The following is a 23,320-nucleotide window of genomic DNA, read 5'->3' as shown; positions in this document are numbered from 1 at the left end:
TTCACGGCGAGGAGGATGTCATCACGACTGGGTCGAGTGGCGCTCGGCGTATCTCGACGACCCGGACGGCAACGCGGTCGAACTGGTCTGTTTCGACCCGCGAGACCACTCAGACGAGGACGAGTAGCCCGCCGACCACCGCGAGCGTCCCGAGGCCCACGCAGACGGCCCAGAACGCCACCCGGCTGACCACCCGCAGGAGGCCGTCGATGGTGGCGTAGCCGACGACGGCGCTCGTCGCCAGCGCCAGTACCGCCGCCGCGACCCCGATGTCAGGGAACCCCGTGTCGAGCAGCGCGAGCACGCCCGCACCGAGCGCCGCCGGGATCGAGAGCAGGAACGAGAGCCGGAACGCCACGGGGGCCTCGTAGCCGCGCAAGAGGAGTGCCGACACCGTCGTCCCCGAGCGCGAGACCCCCGGGAGGATGGCGAGTCCCTGCAACCCACCCACGAGGACGGCATCGAGCGCCGTCGGCGTCGCACGGTTCCCGAGCGCCCCCTCGGCGACGCGCTGGACGACACCGGTGAGGACGAGGAGGACGCCCACGAGCGCGACGAACACGCCACCGGAGACCTCCGAGACGAGCGCCTCGAGCGCGAGGAACGCGGTGATGCCGACGACGCCGGAGACGAGGGTGGCGGCGGCAAGGAAGGTGGTGTCAGCCCGCCGACCCGCCTCGAACGCCCCGCGCGGTCGCCACTCGGGGAGCCCCCGGAGCAGGTCGGCCACGTCGCCGCGGTAGTACGCGACGGCGGCGACGGCGGTGCCGGCGTGGAGAAAGAGGGAGTAGCGGACGGCCGCCTCGGCCGGGAGCCCCTCGACGACGGTGAGGTAGAGCGAGACGTTCCCCTCGCTGGAGATGGGGAGCCACTCGAAGACGCCCTGTAGGAGGCCGACGACGAACGCGAGTCTGAGGGCGTCGCTGTCCATGCAGTCGACGCGCCACGAGCGAAAGAATGGTTTGTGGTTTCGAGTTGGATGTGCGTTGATTCACATAGATGCAAGGAGGAAGCCCACGGCTTGAGCCGTGGGAGGAATCCGACAAGGCTCGAACCAACCCACGAGCGATAGTAGTCCGACTCCCCCACGCTAACCCGAATTATGATAAAGAAGTACTTCGATATGTGAACTAACGATGGACGTGATTCGCACCGTCAAGATCAAACTCGACGTACCCACAGGGCGGTGCGACGACCTCCATCAGACCAAAACCCAGTTCCTCCACTGTGCGAACACCACTTCGGAGTGGGCGTGGCGACACCCGAACGACTACTGCGTGACCTCGAAACAGCAAGCCGAGAACGCCCTCTACGAGCGACTTCGCGGGGAAACGGAGTTGACCGCGAATCTCGTCCAGAAAGGGATTCGGCGTGCTATCGAGGCCACAAAAAGCGGTGTCGCCCGACTCAAGAACGGCGAGAACACCAGTCAACCGCACTTCGATGCGTGGAGCGTCGTCTACGACAAGCGAAGTGCGACGTTCCACCGCGACCACGTTTCGCTCTCGACCGTGAACGGTCGCGTCGAGTGTGACTACGTGCTTCCCGACAAACCTGAAGGAACGCCGATTGGTGCGTACCTACTGAACGAGGACTACGAGTTCCGTATGTCCACGTTACAGTACGACCGCTCCACAGAGTCGTTCTACCTCCACGCTCGAATGCGCCGAACCACGGGCGAGCAGTCCACGACTCCTTCTGAAGACGCCAAGCACAGAACAGTCCTTGGCGTTGACCTGAACGTGGATGGCTCACTCGCCGTGACGTCGACGGGCGCGTTCGTTGGGAACGCTGACGAGATGAATCATCGACGCCGAGAGTTTGAGAAGACTCGTGGGTCGATGCAACAGGCGGGAACGCGGTCGGCACACCTGTCGATGCAGTCGATGAACGACCGCGAACACCGCTGGATGCAAGACGAACTCCACCGCGCCTCGAACCAGATTCTCGACGAAGCTCGCGACTACGAGTGTACGCATATCGCGTTCGAGAATCTGACCGGGATTCGTGACCGAATGGCTGGTGCGAAGCGATTCCACGCATGGGCGTTCCGACGCCTCTACCAGTACGTCGAATACAAGGCCGAGATGTACGGCATCGAGGTCGAGCAGGTGAGTCCCGCGTACACGTCTCAGCGGTGTTCGTCGTGTGGGTTTACCCACGAGAACAATCGGCGGTCGAAACACCAGTTCAAGTGTCAGAAGTGCGAATACGAACTGAACGCGGATTATAATGCGAGCAAGAATATTGCTCGGAAACTGCTCAAGCGACTCCACTCGGGGCAGACGTCTTCGGGTGGAGGCGCACCCTGTCAGTGTGCGCTGACGTCAGGGACGCTGAATCTGAACGGCGAGTACACCGCCTCCGTCAAAGCGACGGCAGAAGGGGAGTCCACTGACAAGCCCACGACGTCAGTCGTGGGTCACTGACCCAGATATCTACCCTTTTATCAGTTCTCTTCGAACTGGTCTTGCCACGCGTCGTAGACCTCGAGGAGACGCTCGAGTGAGAGCCCAGACTCCGAGTCGAGTGTCTGCCATTCTCGGACGTATATACTAGGCTCGTAGTTGATATTGGCAATCCGCCGCTGCGTCCGAATCACCTTCGTATCTGACTCATCACCGAGGCTGTACTGGTCGAACCGGTAGCCTTCGGTGTACGGCTGTCGGTTGTACACCGCGTAGACCTGATAGAGGTCATATGCCTTCAGGTTCTCGAGACTCGTCCCGTAAAGCCCGACGGCGACCTCTTCGAGCGAATAATCCGGGCTCTCAGGTAGTGGACCGAACTGCTTGTCGTATGTGTTCTGCACAGTCGTTGCCTGCTCTGGCGTCAATGCATACTCTGAACCATCGTTATCGAACTCATCGTCGACGAGGAAGTCCTCGCCATACAACTCCTGCGAGAGCTGCTGACGGGTCTGAATCTCCGAGAGTGGCACCTCGGCTGGGAGACGGACAAACACGTCCTCGACGGCGAGTTTCTGCCCATCGTCGAGCGCCTCGTAGCTCTCACCGTAGAGCGCCTGCGCAACGTCCTCTCTAGTCGTCTCAGGAGGTTCTTCCGTCCTCTCTGGGGACTCATCATCGTCCGAACCACTGCTCGGGCGGAACACCTCGAACGTCGCGGTCCGCACTGTGGCAGGAGTAACCAATGCGAACTCGTACGTTCCAGGGTCGTAACCTCTTGGAAGATCAACTGCGAAGTTGTGGAGCTGCGATGCTCCTGCACCGAGTGTCACCTCTCGGGTCCGCACTGTCTCCTCTGGTGTGTACCGGCCGTCGCCGTTCGAATCGAGCCGCACTTCGATAATCCCCGTCCGCTCTTCATCATCGGCGTTCTTGATAATCGTCGAGACGCCCAGGGTCCCATCGACCATCGCCCGACCGGTCCGGAGACTCCTCACCTCGAAAGGTGCTGGTGCCTGCGTGATGTTTACCTCGCCTGCTACGACTTCGGCACCCGTAGTCACTCCAATTGCGTACGTTCCAGGGCTCACCTCGGGCGTACTGGCGTTCAGCCCGACTGTCATCTCACTCGACCCGTTGAGGTCGTAACTCGTGCTGGTCAAGGCCACCTCATCACTCAGTAGCCCATCACCGTCGGTATCCAAATAGAGACTCACGTTTTCTGTCCCCTTCAGATCACCGAGGTTCGCGAGTCGCGCATTCACAGTAAACGATTCCCCAATGGTAATCTGGTCTGGTCCACTCGCTCCAACCAATCGGAAGGTGGCGGGCGCGACGGGCGACTCGACCGTGATGTTACCGGTCATGCTACTGGACTCGGTCCAGAGCATGTACTCGTACTCGCCCGGCTCGATGTCGGCGGCTGATACGTCGAACGTGACGTTCCGGGAGGCCCCCTCGTGGAGGACGAACGCCTCGGCGCCGAGCGACTCGTTCGGGGTGAACTCGCCGTCGCCGTTCGTGTCGATGCGGAACGCGACGACCTGCATGTCGATGGCCCCGTCGTTGCTCAGTTGCGCCGAGACTCTGAACGACTCGTTGGTCGTGACCGACGACGGCACGTCCATCCCGGAGATCTGATAGACGCTTCCCGCGCTGGGTGACCCCGCGACGGCGGGTGCGACACCCGCCACGGTCACCACGACGGCGAACAGTACCACGAGCGCGACCTGCCGCGCCGATCCTCGGTTGCTAGTATCTGGGCTCATCTCTAACGGCCTGTCATCCGCTACAGACAGTCTTAGTTAGAAGGCGGAAAACTCCGGTTCTAAGGAGGTTAACAGCACCCTTACCGTTCGAGAAGGCGGAATCAGAGCGCGCTCACGGCACGCGGTCTCGCCCGGCCGGAACACTCTCGCCGGGTCGGTCCCAACCACGGCTGTGCACGACCGCATCCGAGCCCGCCCCCCGACCACCGACGTGGACGACTGGACCGAGGCCGTCGTCCGCGCGGTGACCCGCGGCGAGGCCGGCGTCGAGGTGACCGTCGCGCCCACGGACGGCGACCCAGTGGTCGTCACCGTCACCGACGCCATCTTCGACCTGTTCACCGGCCGACTCGACCGCGAGGTCGACGCCCCCGCGGACGTGGTCGGGGCGACGGTCTGGTTCAAGTGACGCGGTTCCCCTCACGTGGCCTCCCTCTCCCGGAAATCCGCCGCGAGCGCCCTGCCAGCGGCACGCACGTCCGGCAGACAGTCTTTTGACCACCGACAGCCAACGTGGTTCGATGTTCACCGGTCAGTCCCTCCCCGCCGACCCGTCCGCCGCCCTCGCCGAGTTCGAGCGGACGCTCGCGGCGCTGCCGGACTGGCAGGCACTCGTCGTCATCGTCGTCCTCTCGCTGGCCGTCGCCCGTCTCGTCCAGGTCGGCGGCGACCGCGTCATCACCCGTATCACCCGCCGTATCGACGGCGAGGTGGATGACATCGTCCTCCGTGGTATCCACCCGGCAGGCTACGTTACCGTTGTCCTCGTCGGTGCCTACCTCGCGCGCGAACCCATCGGCCTGAACGGCGCGCTCGACCTGCAGGTCGCCGCGACCATCCTCTCCGTGCTGACCGTGATATGGGGGCTCACACTCGTCCGCGTCGGCCGGAAGGTCTCACACGAACTCACGACGACGGAGGTGGTCGACCAGTCCGTCGTCCCCATCTTCCAGAACGTCTGGTCGTTCCTCGTCATCTCGGTCTCCAGTTTCCTCCTCCTGACGTACTGGAATATCGATATCACGCCGCTGCTCGCCTCCGCGGGTATCCTCGGCATCGTCATCGGCCTCGCGGCGCGTGACACCATCGCGAACTTCTTCGGCTCCATCGCGCTCTACTTCGACGGCACCTACCGCGTCGGCGACTACATCGTCCTCGAGTCGGGCGAGCGCGGGCGTGTCGAGGACGTCTCCATCCGCTCGACGGTCATCCGTACCCGCGACGACATCCTCGTCACCATCCCGAACGCGCGGCTGAACTCCGCCACCGTCGTCAACGAGTCCGCGCCGGACCGCGAGCGTCGTATCCGCATCCCCGTCGGCGTCGCCTACGGGTCGGACCTCGACCACGTCGAGGAGACGTTGCTCGGCGTGGCCGAGGCCGAGTCGCTCGTCCAGGAGCGACCCACCCCGCGGGTCCGGGTCCGCGGGTTCGGTGACTCGTCCGTGGACGTGGAGTTGCTCTGCTGGATCCGCGACCCCGTCCTCCGCGGGCGGGCCACGCACCTGCTCAACAAGGGGGTCTACGCCGCGTTCATGGAGACCGGGATCGAGATCCCGTTCCCGCAGCGCGACGTCCACGTCGTCGACGGAGCGGCCACGGTCACGGACGCGGGCGCCGGTCTCGCGGGGGAGGAAGCAGAGGCCGTCGGCGACGACGACTGAACGCGACGCCGTCGTGGCGACCGGCCTCGGCAGCGTCGCGTCGAGCGACTGGCTGTCGAGCGGCTCAGTCGTAGCGCGCGTCGTCGAGCGGCAACTCGAACTCGCCCTCCTCGACGCTGTCGACGTGGGCGTGGACCTCGAGCGCCTCGCTACACTCGGGGCAGGGGAGTGCGAGCTTGAAGAACGTGCCCTCGCCGTCGGCGCCGACGCCGATGATGTCGACGTCGCCAGGGTGGACGAACTCCGGGTCGAGCGGGTGGGTGCAGTCACTCATGTTCGGGGGGCCGTAATCGGGGAGGGGGTTTCAGCGTGTCGCCGGCACACGCTCACTCGACGACACGCCGTCGCTCGCACCGGCTGCGCCTCGCTCGCCTCGAGACCGACCCGTGGGGCAGTACTGTGGGTCACCACCTACGGGTCCAGCGCCCCTCGTCTGTAGTGATGCCACGGCAACTGGACGAGGCGATACTCGACCGCCTGCGGTACGACGGCCCGGCGACGTGGACCGACCTCGCTGCGGCCGTCGACGCCCACCCGGCGCGCGTCCGCCGGCGGTGTGGCGTCCTGCAGGACGAGGGCGTACTGCGCCTGACCACCGGCGGCCTCTACACCGTCGGGCAGTCCAACCGTCCGGAGACGAACGCCCCGTCCGACGCGAACGGGACCAGCGGGCGGACCGCCGCCTCGGACTGACGCCGCGGCAGCGCAGCGAACCCTTCTCTCCGGAACCTGCGACGGTACAGTACGACGAGCGGGTGTGAGAGTCGGGTCGTCGCAGTCCCCGTGTCCACACCCGCCCGAGCCGGGCCACTCTTTGTAGTCGGCGCCACAGCCCGGAGTATGGCCCTCCAGCCCTCCCGCCGAACCGTGGTGCTCGTCCTCGTCACGGCCGCTCTCACGCTCGCCGTCGCCGGCTCCGTGAACGCCCTGCCCGGCTTCTCCGACCACACCGGTCCCGCCGAACTCGACGTGACCGAGTTCGAGCGGACCGGTACCGGCTGTGGGGTGGTCGGGTCGACCGTCCCCGACTCGCTGTACGAACGACACGGTTCGATCCGGGTGGCCGACACCGACGCGGCACTCTCGGTCCGGGTCGAGCGCGTCTCGCCGCCTGGCGCGGACCTGAGCCGGTTCCGCGTCCACGTCGAGTCGGTCCACGAGGGACCCGTCGAGTCCACCTGTGAGCACCCGGCCGTGGGCTACCGCGTCGCGCTCGACCCGAGCGGCGGGTCGCCCGCCGGCCTCCTCCCGGACGCCCACGGCGTGCAGGTGCTCTACGTCGAGAACGGCGAGTTCGCCGGCTGTTCGGCCGCGTTCACCGGCATCGACCCGGCGTCGACGAACGGGTGTGGTGAGTCGTTCGGTGAGGAGCCCCGGACGTGGGCGAACGCCACCGTCACCGCGACGCCGACCGCGTGAGCGGCCAACGGTTTTCACGACGCCCCGCGACCCGAGGGTATGAGCGACAGCGAGGACCCCGACCACGAGACTCGCCTCGTCGAGGGCTGGCAGGGCCGCTTCTACGAGGATTTCCGGGTGGGGGACGTCTACAAGCACCCGTTCGGACGCACCGTCACCGAGACGGACAACGTCTGGTTCACGAACGTGACGATGAACCTCAACCCGATGCACTTCAACGAGGCGTACGCGGCCGAGACGGAGTTCGGCGAGCGCCTGGTCGACGGCACGTTCGTCATCGCGCTCGCGGTCGGGATGAGCGTCGTCGACGTGTCGATGAACGCCACCGCGAACCTCGGCTACGACCGCATCCGCCACCACGCCCCCGTCTTCCACGGCGACACCATCTTCGCCGAGAGCGAGGTGCTCGACAGGCGCGAGTCCGACTCCCGCGACCACGTCGGCATCGTCACCACCGAACTCCGCGCGTACAACCAGGAGGGGACGAAGGTGCTCTCGCTGGAGCGCACCCCGATGGTCCTCAAGCGCGAGCACGCCCAGCCGTCGGCCGCGCGCCCGCCGGGGTGGCCCGAGGGTGTGGGCACCCAGCCAGAATGACCGCCGACCGCTGGGTCCCCGAGGCGCGCCTGCGCGGCGACCTCCCCGTCACGGACGCCGCGAGCGCGGCCGAACACGTCCCCGACGACGCCACGATGCTCGTCAGCGGCTTCGGGAGCGTCGGCTACCCGAAGGCCGTCCCGCTCGCGCTGGCCGAGGCCGACCGTGACCTCGCCCTGACCGTCGTCTCCGGCGGGAGCGTCGGGAGCGAGATCGACACCGCGCTCGTCGAGGCGGGCGCCGTGGCACGGCGCTACCCCTACGCCGGCACGCCCGAAGCCCGCGCCGCCGCCAACGAGGGTCGCGTCGCCACCAGCGACCGGCACGTCTCCGCCGTCGCCGACGAGGCCCGCTTCGGCCACTACGGCCCCCCCGACGTGGCCGTCGTCGAGGCCGTCGCCTGTGGCCCGGACTGGCTCGTCCCGAGCGGGTCGCTCGGACAGACCCCAGCGTTCGTCGAGGCGGCCGACGCGCTCGTCGTGGAGGTGAACGAGGCGCTCCCCCGCGAACTCGCACTCGTCCACGACGTCTGGACGCCGGCCGACCCACCCCAGCGCGAACCCGTCCCGCTGACCGACCCTGGCGAGCGCATCGGCTCGCCACGCATCCCGTTCGACCCCGCGAAACTCCGGGCCGTCGTCCGGACCGACCGGCGAGACGACGCCTACGAGTTCCGCGACCCGACCCCCGAGGTGGAGGCGGTGGCGGCGAACCTCCGCGCGTTCCTCGCGGGCGAGGTGGGCCGCGACCCCTGTCCGGGCCGCCTGCGGATGCAGTTCGGCGTCGGGTCGCTCGGCAACGCGATGATGGCCGAACTGGGCGACCTCGACGCGCCCGTCGAGTACGTGGGCGAGGTGATACAGGACGGCCTGCTCGACATGGTGGACGCCGGCGACCTCTCGGTCGTCTCGGGCACCGCGCTCGCACTCTCTCGCGAGGGCCAGGACCGCCTGTTCGCCGACCTCGAGCGGTACGCGGAGGCGCTCGTCCTCCGCCCGGCCGAGGTGTCGAACGCGCCCGGGGTCGTCTCGCGGATGGGCGTCGTCGCCGTCAACGCCGCCGTCGAGGTCGACCTGTACGGACACGTCAACTCCACGCACGTCGAGGGCTCGCGCCTGCTGAACGGCCTCGGCGGGTCGGGCGACTTCTGGCGCAACGCCGCGCTCTCGGTGGTGGCGGTTCCCTCGACGGCCGGCGACGGCGACATCTCCCGCGTCGTCCCGCTGGCGACGCACGTCGACCACACGGAACACGACGTGGACGTGCTCGTCACCGACCACGGGGTCGCGGACCTGCGCGGCACCTCGCCACGCGAACGCGCCGAGCGCATCCTCGCCTGTGCTGCCCCCGAGTTCCGCGACGACCTGCGGGCGTACCTCGGACGGGCCGGCGACGAGGGGCACGAACCCCACGACCTGCCGAGCGCCTTCGACTGGCGGGCGTGACTACCTGATTCGAGGAGAGAGTCCCGCCGTTCACGGCGGGCGTGAATCCAACCACTTACAGTCCGAACCACGCGCTTATGGCCGCCTGGGTCGTTTCTCCGGTAACTCAACGCGGAAACGTGGAGGTGGTTTGGCGTTCCTCCCGTCGGCGTGGTCGATACCACACCTTCGACCGGACTCACGTCCACCGACGCACCCGCCGAACGGTGGGCATCAACAACGCGAGCCTGCCGGGGTTGAGCGTCATCACCGTGGCAGAGAGGTGACGCAGGTCGATGGCACGACCCGTGCCCGGACGCCTCGAAAGAGTCGTTCGGGAGCATCCCCCAACTCCCTCGTGGGCGGCGGGGATGCACGGTGCAAGGAGATACCGCGTCCGTCTGGACGCCGAATACGCCACATCCCTCGCGGGACTCACGTATCGCGCACAAACCGAGACACCCCGCTCACGCGGGTGGATTTGCCCCCGTCGGACGCACCGGAGTCCCATGCACCGTTTTCAGTGGTGCGATGGCCGGAGCGGCCCCGAGCGCGGATGGGGAACCCTCGTCGTTCACGACGAGGAGGATGTCATTCCCGGCGCGTCTCGGTCACGGTCGCCGTCGCGTCGACGACGAGCGTGAGCCGCTCGTCGCCGGCCCCGTAGCTGACGGCCGCCTCGACCGGGTCGCGCTCACGAACCCACGCCTCCGCCTCGTCGACGGCCTGCACACGCGTCAGCGGCACCTCCCGGACGTCGACGCCGTGGTCGTGGTAGAACGAGACGACCGCGGGGTGGGCGGCCAGCGCGCTCCCGAGGTCGGCGCTGAACCGCTCGGTACACCGCTGGCACTCGTAACGGACGCTCGGGAACGCCTCGTACGCCGGCGGGGGGTCCGCATCCGGGTCGCGGGTCCCGATCTCCGGTTCGACCGCGGCCGCGACCCGGCCCTCGCAGAACGGGCAGAAGCCGTCACCGAGTCGCCGCAGCGTCCCCCGGACGTAGCGGTCGGCGACGCTCGGCCACTCCGCGACCGGGTAGTCCGAGAACACGCCCGGCGGGACCGGGACGAACGTCCCCAGCCCGCAGTCGACGCAACTGACGTCGACCCGCTGGCCGTCGTAGGCGAACGTCCGGTCGCCGCCACAGGCCCCGCAGGGCTCCTCGAGCCGGCGGTCCTCGACCGACCCCTCCTGCGTGTAGAGCCCAGCGAGGACCGCGCCGTAGACGCGCTGGCCGGCGAGGGTCAGCCGGTAGGTGTCGGAATCGGACTGCTCGACGAACCGGTCGACGAGCTTCCCGAGGTGGTAGTTGAACTGCCCGGAGTCGCGCATCCCGACTGCCTCGCGGAGGGCGGAGAACGTCGCCTCGTGACCGTCGGCCTCCCACAGTGAGCGGACGATGTCGAGTCGCGTCTCGTTGCCGAGGAGGGCGAACGCCTCGTCCGGATCGACGTCCTCGACGATGCGTGGCTCGCTCATGTGGGGCCGTCGCCCGCCCGCCGGCATAGAACCACGGGTGCGCTCTCCCCATCGCGTGCCGGTACCGGAACTTCCTCTTCGCGTGGCGCCGGACTCCCGCCAATGTCGACCGAATCGGCGGTGGCACGCCTCCGTGGCGACGGCCGCGGGTGGACCCTGCTCGCCATCGCCGTCGGGTGGGTGTTCGTCCTCGGCGGGCGCTACCTCGTCCCCGCCGTCCTCCCGCAGGTGAAAGGTACCTTCGCGGTCGGTGACTTCGAGGCCGGCGTCGCCGTCACCGTCATCTGGGCCACCTACGCGCTGATGCAGTCGCCGGCGGGCATCCTGACCGACCGGGTCGGTGAGCGCCGCCTCCTCGCCGGCAGCCTCCTCCTCACCGGCGGGAGCGTCCTCGTCCTCGGCGTCTCGCCCGTCTTCCTCGCCTTCCTCGGCGGCTGTGCCGCGTTCGGCTTCACCACCGGCCTCTACGGCCCACCGCGCGGGACCGCCCTCTCGCGCACCTTCCCGGAGAACGACGGAGCCGCCATCGGGGCTACCCTCGCGGCCGGCGCGGTGGGGAGTGCGGTCCTCCCGTTCCTCGCGGGCGCGCTCGTCGGGTCCGTGAGCTGGCGGTGGGTGGTCGCCGGGCTCGCCCCACCTCTCCTCGTCGCCGGCGCGTTCGCGTGGGGGGCCGTCCCCGAGCGCGAGCGGCACGCCGACCCCGAGGTCCCGCCGGTCGGTGACCTCGCGCGCGACGTCCTCCGGGCCGTCCGGGTGCGCGGCGTGACCGTCGCCGTCGCCGCGGTGACGCTCATGCTGTTCGGCTTCCAGGGGCTCACCACCTTCTTCGTCACCTACCTCGTGGACGCGAAGGGGTTCGCCCAGCCCACCGCGGCGGCGATGTTCTCGCTGCTGTTCCTCGGCGGCGCGCTCGCCCAGTTCTTCGGTGGCGCGCTCGCCGACCGCTTCGGCGAGCGTATCGTCATCGTCGTCATCTCCGTCGCGGGCGTCCCCCTCCTCGCCGCGGTCCCGTTCGTCGACGGCCTCGTCCCGGTCGCCCTGCTCTCGTTCCTGCTGGGCACGCGACTCGGTATCGTCGCCGTGACGAACGCCTACGTCATCGCCGTCCTCCCCGACGCCGTCCGGGGGACCGCGTGGGGAGTCCTGCGCACCCTGTTCTTCCTGCTGGGCGCCGGCGGCTCGACCGTCGTGGGGGCGATGGCCGACGCCGACCTGTTCGCCGAGTCGTTCTACCTGCTCGCCGGCCTGACCGCCGTGGCGGCCGTCCTGTTCGTGTTCCTCCCCACCCGCGAGGCGGTGCGCGCCGATTACGCCTGAGTCGACCGGGTGGCCTTGGCACCCTGCGCGACCGCAGGGAGCGTGGGTGCGAAGCGGTGAGCCGAGCGATAGCGAGGCGAACGCCGACAGAGCTTGCTCTGCCGGAAGGGGAGGGCAGGCCTGCCGTGTGCGCCCAGCGGGACGCACTGGCCGCTCGGCGGTCGCGGTGCCGTGCGGTTCACCTTGGACCGCGCTCGGCCCCCCCGGTCACCGACTTCGGGTACGTTCCCACCGCCGACACGCAACGAGCGACGACCTTCCTCAGTCCGGCCGCTCCATCCGGAACCGCGACTCCACGCGGTCGTACCAGCTCCCCGCGAGCCGGCCGACGGTGTCCACCTCGGCCACGTCGACCTTCCCCACCCCGTTCACGACCCGGTCGTCGACGTGGACGTGGACCACCTCCCCGAGGACGAGCGCGTTCGACCCGAGGTCGACCGTCTCGCGGTGTTCACACTCGAACGCGGCGACGACCCCCGCGACCCGCGGCGGGGTGACCTCCGTCGACGCGGCCCGCTCGAGGCCAGCGTGGTCGAACTCTGACTCGCCGGGCGCGAGCGTCGCACTCGTCTCGTTCATCGCGTCGACGAACTCGCGGGTGACGACGTTGACGACGAACTCGCCCGTCGCCTCGGCGTTCCGCTGGCTGTCGGTCAGTCCCGCTGGCCGCCCGCGGCGCTTGCCGGGGGCGAACTGGAGGGTCGGCGGCGAGACGCACGCGACGTTGAAGAACGAGAACGGCGCGAGGTTGTCCACGTCGTCCGGCCCCGTCGTCGACACCCAGCCGATGGGTCGGGGGGTGACGAGCGACGAGAGCGTGCGGTAGAGGCTGCCGTCCGTGGGGTCGACCTCCATCAGGCGGCCCCGTCGTCGTGGAACCGCTCGCCCGTCTTCGCCTGCTCGACGAGGAGGTCACACGGGAGCAGTTCGGCCCGCTTGTTCAGCCGGTCGTGCATCGCCGCCCACTCGCAGAGGTACTCCACGACGGTGTCCGCGCCGACGCGGTCTGCCTTCTCGAACGGGCCGACGGGCCAGTTGCCGCCCAGTCGCATCCCCGTGTCCACGTCCTCGACGGTCGCCACGTCGTGCTGGACCATCTTCGCCGCCTCGTTGACGACCGGGGCCCAGACCCACATCGGGTCGAACTCGCGGGCTGCGGTGGCCGGGACGGGGGCCTTCTGCCCCTCCTCGTCGTACTCGTAGTACCCCGCGCCCGCCTTCCGGCCGTACCGCCCCTGCTCGTACAGTTCGTGCAACAGCGGACAGACACGCGTGTCGTACGCGAGGAGTCGGTCGTCCGCGAGGTGGTCGGCCTCGCCGTCCACCCGGAGCTGGATGCCCCCGGTGAAGTCCGCGAGCGCGAACGGCCCCATCGGGAACTCCTCGTCGTACTCGAAGGCCGCGTCGACGGCCTCCTTCCGGGCCTCGTCGTAGTAGACGAGCCACGCCGCCGCCTCGCCGTAGGGCCGCATACACCGGTTCACGACGAACGAGGGGACGTCCTTCCGGCAGTGGATGGGCGTCTTGCCGAGGGCCTCGACGAAGTCGGCGGCGAGGTCGGCGATCGCGGGGTCCGTGTGCTCGGTGTGGACCACCTCGACCAGTTCCATCAGCATCGGGGGGTTGAACCAGTGCGTGCCGAGCACCCGGTCCGGGCGCTCGGTCGCCTCGGCGATGCGCGTGATATTCAGCCCCGAGGTGTTCGACGCGAGGATAGCGTGGTCCGGAGCGTGCTCGTCGAGGTCCGCGAACACCGACTCCTTGACCGCCTGCTTCTCGACGATGGCCTCGGTGACGAGGTCCACGCCCGCGACGGCGTCGGCGAGTTCGTCGGCCGTCGAGAGCCGCCCGAGCGTGGCCTCCTTCTCGGCCTCGCTCAGCCGCCCCTTCTCGACCGACTTCCCCAGCGACCACTCGACGTGCTCGAGCGCGGCGTCGAGCTGGTCCGTGTCGAGGTCCTGTATCACCACCTCCCGTCCGGCGAGCGCCTGCACGGCCGCGATGCCACGTCCCATCTCCCCCGCGCCTATCACCGCGGTCCGCTCGACGTCTGCCGGTTCGGAGAGTTCTGTCATGTGCCGGCCGACGAGCGGTGGGGTGAAAAACCCGCACCCGAGGTGTGGCTCGGGTGTCGGGTTCGGTGCACGGTTCGCCGGAGGCGAAGGGATCAGCCCCCGGGCCCACCTACGGCCCACTGTGAGCGACGAGGAGGACATCGACACGGACGACCCGGCGGCGCTCCGGTCCCGTTCGCGGGAGCTGAAGACTCAGCTACGGGTCCTGCGGATGCGTGCGGAGTCGGCCAACTTCGAGGACCGCGAGGCCTACCGCCGGGCCATCAAGGAACGGGAGGCCGAGATAACGCGACTCGAGGAGCAGGCCGAACTGGCGGCCATCGACATCGAGACGGACCTCGACTGGGACGAGGACTGACCTAGCAGCCGGGCGCGCCACCGGCGCCCGCCCCGGCCCCCCCCGACGCACACGAGGCCGCCGCCCCCGAACTCGCGGCCACCGTGGCGGCGTGGACCGCGGCGTGCCCACCCGCGTACGACCCGGCGGAGGTGGAACGGGCGTCGAACCGCTGGAAGTCGACCGGTGGGACGCCGTCGTCGCCGTCGTCGCCCTCCTTCACCGCACGGGCGAGCGCCATCGCGTCGAACGTTGAGTCTGTCAGCGCGCGCTCGGCCAGTCCGGGGTCGACCGTCACCCGGCGGTAGACGACCGCCTCCGCCGCCTCGTCGGCGTAGGCGAACTGCACGTCGTAGTGCCGGACGTGACAGTCCGCACCGTCGAACACGGGGTGGACCGCCGCCAGCACCGTCCCGACCACCTCGTAGACACGCTGACGCGGTGGCTCGCCCGACGCTTCGAACACCGCCGGCACGACGGGGACCACGACGTCACTGCCGTCGCGGTGCTCGTTCACGCGGTTGACCTCGGCGACGTGCGGCGTCTCCGAGAGGTCCGGGGCGTCTCCGAACGCCGCCTCGAGGTTCGATTCGGCGGTCCGGTGTTCCTCGCGGTAGTCTGCGGTCAACTCCTCGAGCCCGATGCTGTCGAGGAACTCCGCGAACCGCTCGCCGAACCGGTCGCCGTCGTCGTCGGTGGAGGGCATGCGGACGGTACTTCCGGCGCGGTCGGCATAAGTGTCGGCCTCGAACTGTGTCTCCACGGCCCGTTCCCTGTCCCGACGTAATTCTGCACGGTGTCGTCGACCACCTCACGCCCCGAGACGAAACCCCGAGTGGTTACGCCGTCGCCGCTACCCACGAAACGCTTTCCCGACGCTCGCTCCGCCATCCACGCGATGTCGAGCCAACCAGAGTCAGCAGCGGAGCGACGTGACGCGGTCCGCGAGCGCCACCGGGAGACGGCGAGCGAGGTACTGCCCGAACACACCGGCCTCTACGTCGGCGGCGAGTTCGTCGACAGCGCGGCCGGCGAGACGTTCGACACCGTCGACCCGACGACGGGCGAGGTGCTCGCCTCGGCCGCTCGGGGTCGCGAGGCGGACGTCGACCGCGCCGTCGAGGCGGCGTGGAGGGCGTTCGACGAGGAGTGGAGCGGCTACGGTGCCGGCCGCCGCCAGCGTGCGCTCACGGCCATCGCCGACACCATCGAGGCCCACACCGAGGAACTCGCCCGGTTGGAGAGCCTCGACAACGGCAAGCCCGTCTCCGAGGCGACAATCGACGTGCGCGGGGCCGCCGAGCAGTTCCGCTACTTCGCCGGCCTCGTCCGTGGGAACGACGGCGAGACGATGGCCGAGGGCTCGCGCTACGGGCAGGTCATCAAGGAACCGTACGGCGTCGTCGGGCAGGTCGTCCCGTGGAACTTCCCGCTGTTGATGGCCTCCTGGAAGCTCGCGCCCGCACTCGCGGCGGGCAACTGCACGGTCCTCAAGCCGGCCGAGCAGACGCCGCTCTCGGCACTCCGCCTCGCCGAACTGCTCACCGAGAACGACCTCCTCCCGGACGGCGTGGTCAACGTCGTCACCGGCTACGGCGAGGAGGCCGGCGCTCCGCTGACCGGGCACCCCGACGTGCGGAAGGTAGCGTTCACCGGCTCCACGGCGGTCGGCAAGGAGGTCATGAAGGCCGCCGCGGAGAACGTCACCGACGTGACGCTCGAACTCGGCGGGAAGTCACCCGTCGTCGTCTTCCCGGACGTGGAGGTGGAGAAGGCGGTCCGGCTCGTCTCCTCGGCCATCTTCTACAACACCGGGGAGTGCTGCGAGGCCGGGTCGCGCCTGTTCGTCCACGACGACGTGGCCGACGAGGTGCTCGCGGGGCTGCAGGCGGCCATCGACGGGATGACGCTCGGCGATCCGCTGGACGAGGAGACGGACCTCGGGCCGAAGGTGTCGCGCGAGCAGGTCGACCGGACGATGGAGTACCTCGACCTCGCGCGCGAGGAGGGCGGGCAGTTCCTCGCCGGGGGCGACCGACCGGACGACGAGGCCCTCGCCGACGGCTGTTACGTGGAGCCGACGCTCGTCGAGGGGCTGGACCACGACTCACGCGCCGTGCAGGAGGAGATATTCGGCCCCGTCCTCTCGGTGTTCCGCTGGGACGACTACGACGAGATGATGACGCTCGTCAACGACGTGGACTACGGGCTGGCCGGCGGCGTCGTCACGAACGACGCGACGAAGGCCCAGCGCGCGGCCCGCGACATCCAGGCCGGCTACGTCTGGATCAACAGCTACCACGACCTCGTCCCCGGCCTGCCGTTCGGCGGCTACAAGCAGTCCGGCATCGGCCGGGAGCTCTCCGAGGAGACGCTGGCGCACTACCAGCAGACGAAGACCATCAACCAGTCGCTGCGCTGACCCGGAAGGCGAAGGAGCCATACGGCGGCCCACCCCAGCGCGGGTATGGACGACTCGGACCCTCTCGCCACGGCCCGCGCGCTGCTCGCCACCGGGCCGCTCTGTGACGCCTGTCTCGGCCGGCCGTTCGCCGACCGGAGCTTCGGCCTCCGCAACGAGGAGCGGGGGAAGGGCCTCCGCGTCGCCGTCGCGCTGGCCGACGACGCGGACTACGACGCCCCCGACGCCGACGCCTGCTGGGTCTGCGAGGGGGTCTGCGGTCGCTTCGACGAACTCGCCGAGCGGTGCGTCGAGGCGCTCGACGGGACCGAGTTCGACACCTACCAGCTCGGCACCCGCGTCCCGCCGCTCGTCGAGGAGAACGAGGTGCTCCTGCGCGAGGACGCCGGTCTCGAACCCGACGCGGGCGAACTGCTCAAATCCGAGGTCAACCGCGAAGTGGGCCGCCGGGTCGGCCGCCTGACCGAGACCGAGGTGGAGTTCGAGCGCCCTGACGTGCAGCTCACACTGGACCTCGACGCCGACACCGTCGACGTCCAGCGCAACTCCATCGCCGTCTACGGCCGCTACCGGAAACTCGAGCGGGGCATCTCCCAGACGGACTGGGAGAAGTACGACCACAGCGTCGAGTCGTTCGTCTCGCCCGCCATCACCACCGCCCACCGCGGCACCGAGGGCGTGTTCCACGGCGCCGGCCGCGAGGACGTCGACGCGCTGATGCTCGGGACGGGCCGTCCGTTCGTCCTCGAGGTCAAGCACCCACGACGCCGGCACGTCGACCTCCCGGAACTCGAAGAACAGGTCAACGACGACGGCGACGGCCGCGTCGAGGTGGAGGGCCTGCGCTACGCCACCTACGAGATGGTCGAGCGCGTGAAGATGCTCGATGCGGGCAAGACCTACCGGATGGACGTCGAGTTCGAGGAGCCGGTGACGGCCGCGGACCTCGCCGCGGCCGTCGACGCGCTCGACGGCGCGACCGTCGACCAGCGCACCCCGAACCGCGTCTCGCACCGACGCGCCGACCTCGTGCGCGAGCGGACCGTCTACGACATCTCGGGCGAACTGGTCGACGAGTACCACGCCGAACTGACCGTCGACGGCGAGGGCGGCCTCTACGTGAAGGAACTCGTCAGCGGCGACGAGGGGCGCACGGAGCCCTCGCTCGCGGGCCTGCTCGGCGTCCCGGCCGTCGTCACCCACCTCGACGTCCTCGCGGTGGAGGGCGAGGACGAACCGTTCGCGGACCCCGAGTACCTCCTCGAGGCCGACGGCGACGACTGAACGGCTCGGCAGTAACGGCTAAGTCACCCCCGGCGAAACCGGCCGTCCATGCGATTCGGGGTGGACGAGGCCGGCAAGGGACCGGTGCTCGGGTCGATGTTCGCCGCAGCGGTCCGTGGCCCGGCTCACGAACTCCCGAACGGTATCGACGACTCGAAGCGGCTCACGCCCGAGCGCCGCGAGACGCTCGACCGGGCGATACGCGAGGCCGACGGGGTCACCGTCGGCGTGGCCGAGATACCGGTCTCGCGTATCGACGGCGCGGAGGACATGAACACGCTCACCGTCGCGGCGCAGGCCGAGGCGCTCTCGCAGGTCGTCCAGGCCGGTGACGGCGGCGTGATCGACGCGGGCGACACGAGCACCGAGCGGTTCGCCGAACGCGTCAGGAAGCGCCTGTCCGTGAAGACGGAGCTCCGGGCCGAACACCACGCCGACGAGTCGTACCTCCTCGTCGGCGCGGCCAGCATCGTCGCCAAGGTGGCCCGCGACGCCCACGTCGCGGCGCTCGCCGAGCAGTACGGCGACGTGGGGTCGGGCTACCCGAGCGACCCGAACACGCGGACGTTCCTCGCCGACTACGTGGCGGAACACGGCGCCCTGCCACCCTGTGCGCGGACCTCGTGGTCGACGTGTGACGACGTGCTGGCCGCGGCTCAGCAGTCCTCGCTCGGGGAGTTCTAGGAGGGCGTGTCGGGTGGGGTGTTCGTCCTGTGGGTGTCGGGGAGTGGACCTACCTCGTGGGTGTGGTGGAGCAGACTCGCGAATCGCGGTACGTAGTAAACCGCACGGCCCAGCGACAGCCTCACTCCTCCCCAACCGGCTCGCTTCGCTCGCCCCTCGCTCGGAGTCGCTCGCGGGCCTCCCTTCGGTCGGCACCGCTCACCGCACGCGCCAGACCCCTCGACTGACCGAGCGAACCACACGGCCAGCGTGGGCACGCTCACGTTCGTTCGCGCACCCGCGCCCGGGGCGTGGGGGGGCCGCCGTGTGGCCGCGGCAGCGGCCACCGGCCGCTCTGCGGTTGCGGTTTACGTTGTACCGCGCTCTAGCACCGTCGCTCACCCGACAGACCAGTCACCAGCGACGAAACCCCTCGAAAAAGAACCGAAGCCGCCTAGTCCAGCACGATGTTCCGCAGGATGTTCCCGTAGGCCGGCCGCGTCACCAGCACCCCGATGAGGACGCCGACGATGGTGACAATGGCGAACCCCTGCAGGTCACCGAGCGAGAGCACCGCGAGCGGCGAGAGCGCGATGATGGTCGTCGCGGCCGCCGCACCGATGACCCAGAACGCCTTGCGGAAGCGTGACTCGAACACCCTCCCGGTGCGGACCTCACCTTCCTGTAGGATCTCGTCGGCGATGATGATGAGGTCGTCCACCCCCGTCCCGATGACGGCGATGAACCCCGCGATGTGCGAGAGGTCCAGCGCGAGGCCGATGGCGGAGGCGAACCCGAGGAGGATGAACACCTCTGCGGCCGCCGTGAGCACCATCGGTGCAGCCACGCCGGGTTCACGGTACCGGAGGAACACGGTCCCGGCGACCGCGAGGACGGCGACGAACCCCGTGATGAGCGAGAACAACTTGAACTCCTCCGCCAGCGAGGGCTGGAGGAAGAAGGAGGTGCCCGCGTTCAGGTCGAGGTTCGACGGGAGCGCGCCGGCCTGCAGGTCGAGCTGCAGGCGCTGGGCGTCGGAGAAGTTCGACGCCGTGGTCTGGAAGCCGCCGTCGAACTCATCGTTGCGGATGATCTCCGCGAGCCCGGGACTCATCGAGGCGGCGAACACCACCTCGCCGTCACGGACCGTGTAGAGACAGTAGCCCGCGTCGGACTCGTTCTGCGAGTACCGACAGGCCGAGATGCCCTCGTTCGTGAAGCCGAACTGGTTCATCGCGTTCGAGAAGTTCTCGGTGGCCTCGGGCTCGAGCGTGATGGGGACGTACGGCGGCTGTTCGCCACGGCCCTGCTGGGCGTTCTGGACGCTCTGGATGCCGTCCTGGTCGAACAGCGGGACGTCCCGGTACTCGGTGGTGCCGTTCCGCTGCTCCGGGAAGTGCGCGACGATCTGGACCTGCCCCCGCGAGCCGATGAGCTCGAGGACCTCCGAGCGGTCGGCGTTGGGCACCTCCACGACGATGAGCGGTTCGCCGGCCGGCCGGACGATGCTGGCGTCGCCCCCGGTCAGCCCCCCGCGGTTGATCTTGTCGTCGAGGGTCCGCTCCATCTGGTCGAGCGTCTCGGCGGTGACGCCGTCGTCGATGTCACCCTCGGAGACCTCGTAGCCGAGCGACCCCATCGCGGCCGCGAACTCCGCCTTCGTCACGTTGCCGTTGTTCTGATCGGCGAACACCTCGACTGTGCCCTGCGAGGGTGTCATCCGGACGTCGGAGAGCGAGACGTTGAGCCGCGAGGCGAGCTGTGCCTCCTGGTCACGGACCGTACTCGGGTCGGTGGGGAGCTCGACCTGGTCGACGTGCATCCCGACGACGGGCGCACGGATGCGGGTTCCGCCGGAGAGTTCCAGCCCGTACTGGAGCGTCGTGCCGGTGTCGACGACACCCGCGTCGGCGTTCCCGCTCGCCCCACCACCGAAGGGGACGAACAGCGCGACGGAACTCAGCACGAGCAACAGCGAGAGCAGGACCAGCCGCCAGTTCTCGCGCAGGTTCATCGACCGATCGCCTCGAACTTGTAGTACCGGAGCAGTGTGACGTTGAGCATGTAGGTGTTCATCAGGTCAGCGGTGAGTCCGAACACGAGGATGAGACCGATGCTCGGGAGCAGCGGGATGCCGAACAGGAACGCGACGATGGTCATCACCGTCATCGCGGAGATGGAGGTGAGCGTCATCGTCACCCCGGTCCGCATCGCACGGTAGGTCGACTCGTAGAACCCCCCACGGCGGCGGAGGACGTGGTTGTTGAGCAGCAGGTCCGAGTCCACGGAGTACCCGATGAGCATCAGGAGCGCCGCGACCGTCCCAAGGCTCAACTCGATGCCGAACAGGTTCATCAGCGCCAGGGGGATGACGATGTCCGAGAACGCCGAGAGCACGACCGCGATGGAGGGGACGAACGTGCGGAACAGCGCGAACACGAGGATGCTCATCCCGACGAAGGCGACGGCGATGCCACCGAGGGCCTGCGTCTGTGCCTGCCGGCCGAACGAGCCCTCCCGCCCGACGACGGAGTCGACGCTGCCCTCACCGAAGGCCGCGATGGCCTGCTGTTCGATGGCGTTCGTGTCCTCCGACTGGAACGTGATGATGTAGGCGTTCTCCTGAGCGGCGATGGGCTGGAACGACGCGATCTCCGCGTCGAACGCCTGTCGGATCTGTGCCTCCGACTGGTCCGTCGTCACCTGCAACTCGGTGCCGCCGGTGAACTCGATGCCGAGGCCGACCGGCGTCCCGTTGAGCGCGAAGAAGACGGCGATGACGAGCAACGCGAGGCCGAGGACGGTCACGGGGATGGCCACGAGCTGCCGGTTCGAGTATCGCTCGTAGTCCACCTCGGGGAGGTTGAACGGGAGCTGCGCCCGCGCCTCAGCCACGGGTCCGCACCCCCAGCCGGGTCCGAGCGTGTGTCTGCATGTCTGTCGGTGCGAAAGGGCCGTGGATAAGCCTTCTTTTTCGGCCGGGGACGCCCGTGGCCGTCGGGCACCCACGCGCCGAAGATTCTCGTCCGTCCAGTACGTAGCACGAGCATGACCGACACCGCGACCCGCGTCGTCCTCTCGTACCCGGCCGACCTCTCGGACTGGGGCCGCTACCAGCTCACCACGCGGCACTTCGAGGCCTACCTCCGCAAGACCCTCGGGACCGTCCACGAGGGCGACCGGCGCGAGGAGTTCCTCGACGTGGGCTGCTGTGGCGACGCGCTCGACCTCACCCTCCGGGTGGCCGAGGTCGAGGGGGGCGCCGAGGTGGACGCAGACACCGAGATCGCGTGGACCGAACACGAGGCCTGCGACGTGCAGGGCGGCTGGCGGGTCCAGAGCGCCGACGGGCCGACTGTCTGAGGGGACCCGTCAGGTCGAGCGATTGGGGCGGACGGAAGCGATTAACCCGCTGGGCGGTCAACACGCGTCCGAATGACCGAGACCGACCGCACGGCGAGACCCGAGGTCGAGGGGCTGACGGTCCTGGACGCGACAGACCGCCTGATGGAACACGATCCAACCCTCGACCGAAAGGAGGTCCGAGGCGCGCTCTACACCGTGTCTGCCTACGGCGAGGAGGTCGAGGAACTCCTCACGTGGGAGGCCGTCGAGTCGAAGCTCGCACACCTCTCGAAGGTCGTCTCGACGCCCGAGACCCGCGCGGAACTGGCCGAGATAGCACTCGAAGACGCGCTCGAGGCGGCCGGTGAGGAACGGGTGCGGGAGGTCGTCCAGACCCGTCTCGATGGCCACGCAGCCCGGCTAGACCGGATCCAGCGCGAAGTGACGGACCTCGGCGCCGACCTCCGACGACTCACCGAGGCGGACGAGGACCTCTACACCGTCGCGCAGGGTATCGTCGACCTCGAACGGCGGTCCAACGGGCTCCAGAAGCTGGCCGACGACCTGCAACTCGAACTGGAGGAGTTCGAGACGTGGGTCTCGAACCCACGCTCCCGGTTCGACGAACTCACGGGTGACCTGAACGCGCTGTCGGAGTCGCTCGAGCAAGTCTCGGATGGACTGGACCGCATCGAGCGGGCGGTCGAGACCGGCGACACGGAGCCGCTGGAGACCGACGACACCGCACTCGCGTGGGTCGATGCCACGTTCACCCACCACGTGCTCGAACTGCTGCTCGAGGACCTCCGCTGGGAGTTCGACGCGCTCCGTGCGTGGAGCGACGAGGACGGTGACGAGGTGACCGACCGCGTCGAGACGGTCGAGGACAGACTCACCGAGTTCGAGCGTCGGGTCGACGACGTCGGCGACCGGCTCTCCTCGGTCGCCCGCCAGCGGTGGGCCGACCGATTCGCCGACGAGCGGGCCGCGTTCGAAGCGGACCTAGAGGACGTGTCGCCACCGATTGACTGGGGAGCGGTGCAGGCGACGCTCACAGAGCACCGACAGGGACTCCAGCCAGAGACAGAGACAGAGTGAGACGGGGCGAGGCGCG

The 23,320-nt window shown here is 68.8% G+C and carries 23 protein-coding genes; 14 read left to right on the top strand and 9 right to left on the bottom strand.

Features of this window, described 5'->3' with window-relative positions:
* Positions 1 to 109 precede the first annotated feature (109 nt).
* Positions 110 to 931, bottom strand: a complete 822-nt coding sequence (locus N0B31_RS11050) for an undecaprenyl-diphosphate phosphatase (RefSeq protein WP_260643926.1) — start codon at positions 929 to 931, stop codon at positions 110 to 112.
* 205 nt (positions 932 to 1,136) lie between these two features.
* Here N0B31_RS11050 and N0B31_RS11045 point away from each other — a divergent pair, with 205 nt between their 5' ends.
* Positions 1,137 to 2,429: an RNA-guided endonuclease InsQ/TnpB family protein gene (locus N0B31_RS11045; RefSeq protein ID WP_260643925.1), complete on the top strand. Its 1,293-nt coding sequence runs from the start codon at positions 1,137 to 1,139 to the stop codon at positions 2,427 to 2,429.
* Positions 2,430 to 2,449: 20 nt separating this feature from the next.
* Here N0B31_RS11045 and N0B31_RS11040 read toward each other — a convergent pair whose 3' ends face one another.
* Positions 2,450 to 4,129 (bottom strand): COG1361 family protein, encoded by a 1,680-nt coding sequence (locus tag N0B31_RS11040; RefSeq protein WP_260643924.1) that lies wholly within the window; start codon positions 4,127 to 4,129, stop codon positions 2,450 to 2,452.
* Positions 4,130 to 4,349: 220 nt separating this feature from the next.
* On the opposite strand from N0B31_RS11040, the gene N0B31_RS11035 reads away from it, so the two are divergent.
* Positions 4,350 to 4,586 (top strand): DUF7861 family protein, encoded by a 237-nt coding sequence (locus tag N0B31_RS11035; protein ID WP_260643923.1) that lies wholly within the window; start codon positions 4,350 to 4,352, stop codon positions 4,584 to 4,586.
* A gap of 112 nt (positions 4,587 to 4,698) precedes the next feature.
* Complete coding sequence (locus N0B31_RS11030; RefSeq protein ID WP_260643922.1) at positions 4,699 to 5,841, top strand: mechanosensitive ion channel family protein; 1,143 nt, start codon at positions 4,699 to 4,701, stop codon at positions 5,839 to 5,841.
* A gap of 64 nt (positions 5,842 to 5,905) precedes the next feature.
* Here the strand turns inward: N0B31_RS11030 and N0B31_RS11025 are convergent, their stop codons facing one another.
* On the bottom strand, positions 5,906 to 6,115 hold the full coding sequence (locus tag N0B31_RS11025; RefSeq protein ID WP_260643921.1) for a hypothetical protein: 210 nt from the start codon (positions 6,113 to 6,115) through the stop codon (positions 5,906 to 5,908).
* A 167-nt stretch (positions 6,116 to 6,282) separates the two neighbouring features.
* Between N0B31_RS11025 and N0B31_RS11020 the strand changes: the two genes are divergently transcribed.
* The 4 genes from N0B31_RS11020 (at position 6,283) to N0B31_RS11005 (ending at position 9,302) form a co-directional block, all read left to right on the top strand.
* Positions 6,283 to 6,534 carry an Lrp/AsnC family transcriptional regulator gene (locus N0B31_RS11020; RefSeq protein WP_260643920.1) on the top strand — a complete coding sequence of 84 codons (252 nt, stop codon included), beginning with the start codon at positions 6,283 to 6,285 and terminating at the stop codon, positions 6,532 to 6,534.
* A 147-nt stretch (positions 6,535 to 6,681) separates the two neighbouring features.
* Complete coding sequence (locus tag N0B31_RS11015) at positions 6,682 to 7,260, top strand: hypothetical protein (protein ID WP_260643919.1); 579 nt, start codon at positions 6,682 to 6,684, stop codon at positions 7,258 to 7,260.
* Between the two features lie 39 nt (positions 7,261 to 7,299).
* Positions 7,300 to 7,857: a MaoC family dehydratase gene (locus N0B31_RS11010; protein ID WP_260643918.1), complete on the top strand. Its 558-nt coding sequence runs from the start codon at positions 7,300 to 7,302 to the stop codon at positions 7,855 to 7,857.
* Positions 7,854 to 9,302 (top strand): acetyl-CoA hydrolase/transferase C-terminal domain-containing protein, encoded by a 1,449-nt coding sequence (locus N0B31_RS11005; protein ID WP_260643917.1) that lies wholly within the window; start codon positions 7,854 to 7,856, stop codon positions 9,300 to 9,302. Before N0B31_RS11010 ends, N0B31_RS11005 begins: the two co-directional genes overlap by 4 nt.
* A 570-nt stretch (positions 9,303 to 9,872) precedes the next feature.
* Here N0B31_RS11005 and N0B31_RS11000 read toward each other — a convergent pair.
* Positions 9,873 to 10,763, bottom strand: coding sequence for an ArsR/SmtB family transcription factor (locus N0B31_RS11000; RefSeq protein WP_260643916.1), 891 nt, complete (start codon positions 10,761 to 10,763; stop codon positions 9,873 to 9,875).
* A gap of 102 nt (positions 10,764 to 10,865) precedes the next feature.
* Here N0B31_RS11000 and N0B31_RS10995 point away from each other — a divergent pair, with 102 nt between their 5' ends.
* On the top strand, positions 10,866 to 12,080 hold the full coding sequence (locus N0B31_RS10995) for an MFS transporter (RefSeq protein WP_260643915.1): 1,215 nt from the start codon (positions 10,866 to 10,868) through the stop codon (positions 12,078 to 12,080).
* A 261-nt stretch (positions 12,081 to 12,341) separates the two neighbouring features.
* Here N0B31_RS10995 and N0B31_RS10990 read toward each other — a convergent pair whose 3' ends face one another.
* Together N0B31_RS10990 and N0B31_RS10985 are read right to left on the bottom strand one after the other, a co-directional pair.
* Positions 12,342 to 12,935: a flavin reductase family protein gene (locus N0B31_RS10990; RefSeq protein ID WP_260643914.1), complete on the bottom strand. Its 594-nt coding sequence runs from the start codon at positions 12,933 to 12,935 to the stop codon at positions 12,342 to 12,344.
* Complete coding sequence (locus tag N0B31_RS10985; protein ID WP_260643913.1) at positions 12,935 to 14,155, bottom strand: 3-hydroxyacyl-CoA dehydrogenase; 1,221 nt, start codon at positions 14,153 to 14,155, stop codon at positions 12,935 to 12,937. The genes N0B31_RS10990 and N0B31_RS10985 overlap by 1 nt, the downstream gene beginning before the upstream one ends.
* Positions 14,156 to 14,276: 121 nt before the next feature.
* Here N0B31_RS10985 and N0B31_RS10980 point away from each other — a divergent pair, with 121 nt between their 5' ends.
* A complete protein-coding gene (locus N0B31_RS10980) occupies positions 14,277 to 14,513 on the top strand; it encodes a hypothetical protein (protein ID WP_260643912.1) in 237 nt (78 codons plus the stop codon).
* A 1-nt stretch (position 14,514) separates the two neighbouring features.
* On the opposite strand, the gene N0B31_RS10975 is transcribed toward N0B31_RS10980, so the two are convergent.
* Positions 14,515 to 15,198, bottom strand: a complete 684-nt coding sequence (locus N0B31_RS10975; RefSeq protein WP_260643911.1) for a hypothetical protein — start codon at positions 15,196 to 15,198, stop codon at positions 14,515 to 14,517.
* 192 nt (positions 15,199 to 15,390) lie between these two features.
* On the opposite strand from N0B31_RS10975, the gene N0B31_RS10970 reads away from it, so the two are divergent.
* The 3 genes from N0B31_RS10970 to rnhB are packed head-to-tail and all read left to right on the top strand — an operon-like array spanning position 15,391 to position 18,882.
* Complete coding sequence (locus N0B31_RS10970) at positions 15,391 to 16,914, top strand: aldehyde dehydrogenase family protein (RefSeq protein ID WP_260643910.1); 1,524 nt, start codon at positions 15,391 to 15,393, stop codon at positions 16,912 to 16,914.
* Positions 16,915 to 16,959: 45 nt separating this feature from the next.
* A complete protein-coding gene (locus N0B31_RS10965; protein WP_260643909.1) occupies positions 16,960 to 18,198 on the top strand; it encodes a tRNA pseudouridine(54/55) synthase Pus10 in 1,239 nt (412 codons plus the stop codon).
* A 48-nt stretch (positions 18,199 to 18,246) separates the two neighbouring features.
* Entirely contained in the window at positions 18,247 to 18,882 is a 636-nt protein-coding gene (rnhB, locus tag N0B31_RS10960; protein ID WP_260643908.1) for a ribonuclease HII, read from the top strand.
* A gap of 433 nt (positions 18,883 to 19,315) precedes the next feature.
* On the opposite strand, the gene N0B31_RS10955 is transcribed toward rnhB, so the two are convergent.
* Both N0B31_RS10955 and secF read right to left on the bottom strand, forming a co-directional pair.
* Complete coding sequence (locus N0B31_RS10955) at positions 19,316 to 20,875, bottom strand: preprotein translocase subunit SecD (protein WP_260643907.1); 1,560 nt, start codon at positions 20,873 to 20,875, stop codon at positions 19,316 to 19,318.
* Entirely contained in the window at positions 20,872 to 21,756 is an 885-nt protein-coding gene (secF, locus tag N0B31_RS10950) for a protein translocase subunit SecF (RefSeq protein WP_260643906.1), read from the bottom strand. The genes N0B31_RS10955 and secF overlap by 4 nt, the downstream gene beginning before the upstream one ends.
* Positions 21,757 to 21,909: 153 nt before the next feature.
* Here secF and N0B31_RS10945 point away from each other — a divergent pair, with 153 nt between their 5' ends.
* Both N0B31_RS10945 and N0B31_RS10940 read left to right on the top strand, forming a co-directional pair.
* Positions 21,910 to 22,224: a DUF7968 family protein gene (locus N0B31_RS10945; protein ID WP_260643905.1), complete on the top strand. Its 315-nt coding sequence runs from the start codon at positions 21,910 to 21,912 to the stop codon at positions 22,222 to 22,224.
* Between the two features lie 72 nt (positions 22,225 to 22,296).
* Positions 22,297 to 23,304, top strand: coding sequence for a hypothetical protein (locus N0B31_RS10940; RefSeq protein WP_260643904.1), 1,008 nt, complete (start codon positions 22,297 to 22,299; stop codon positions 23,302 to 23,304).
* The last annotated feature ends 16 nt before the right edge of the window (positions 23,305 to 23,320 follow it).

Origin of the sequence: Salinirubellus salinus (assembly GCF_025231485.1) — an archaeon.
GTDB classification, from domain to species: domain Archaea; phylum Halobacteriota; class Halobacteria; order Halobacteriales; family Haloarculaceae; genus Salinirubellus; species Salinirubellus salinus.
Note: the sequence above shows the minus strand (reverse complement) of the source record. Positions and strands in the feature narration are given on the sequence as shown.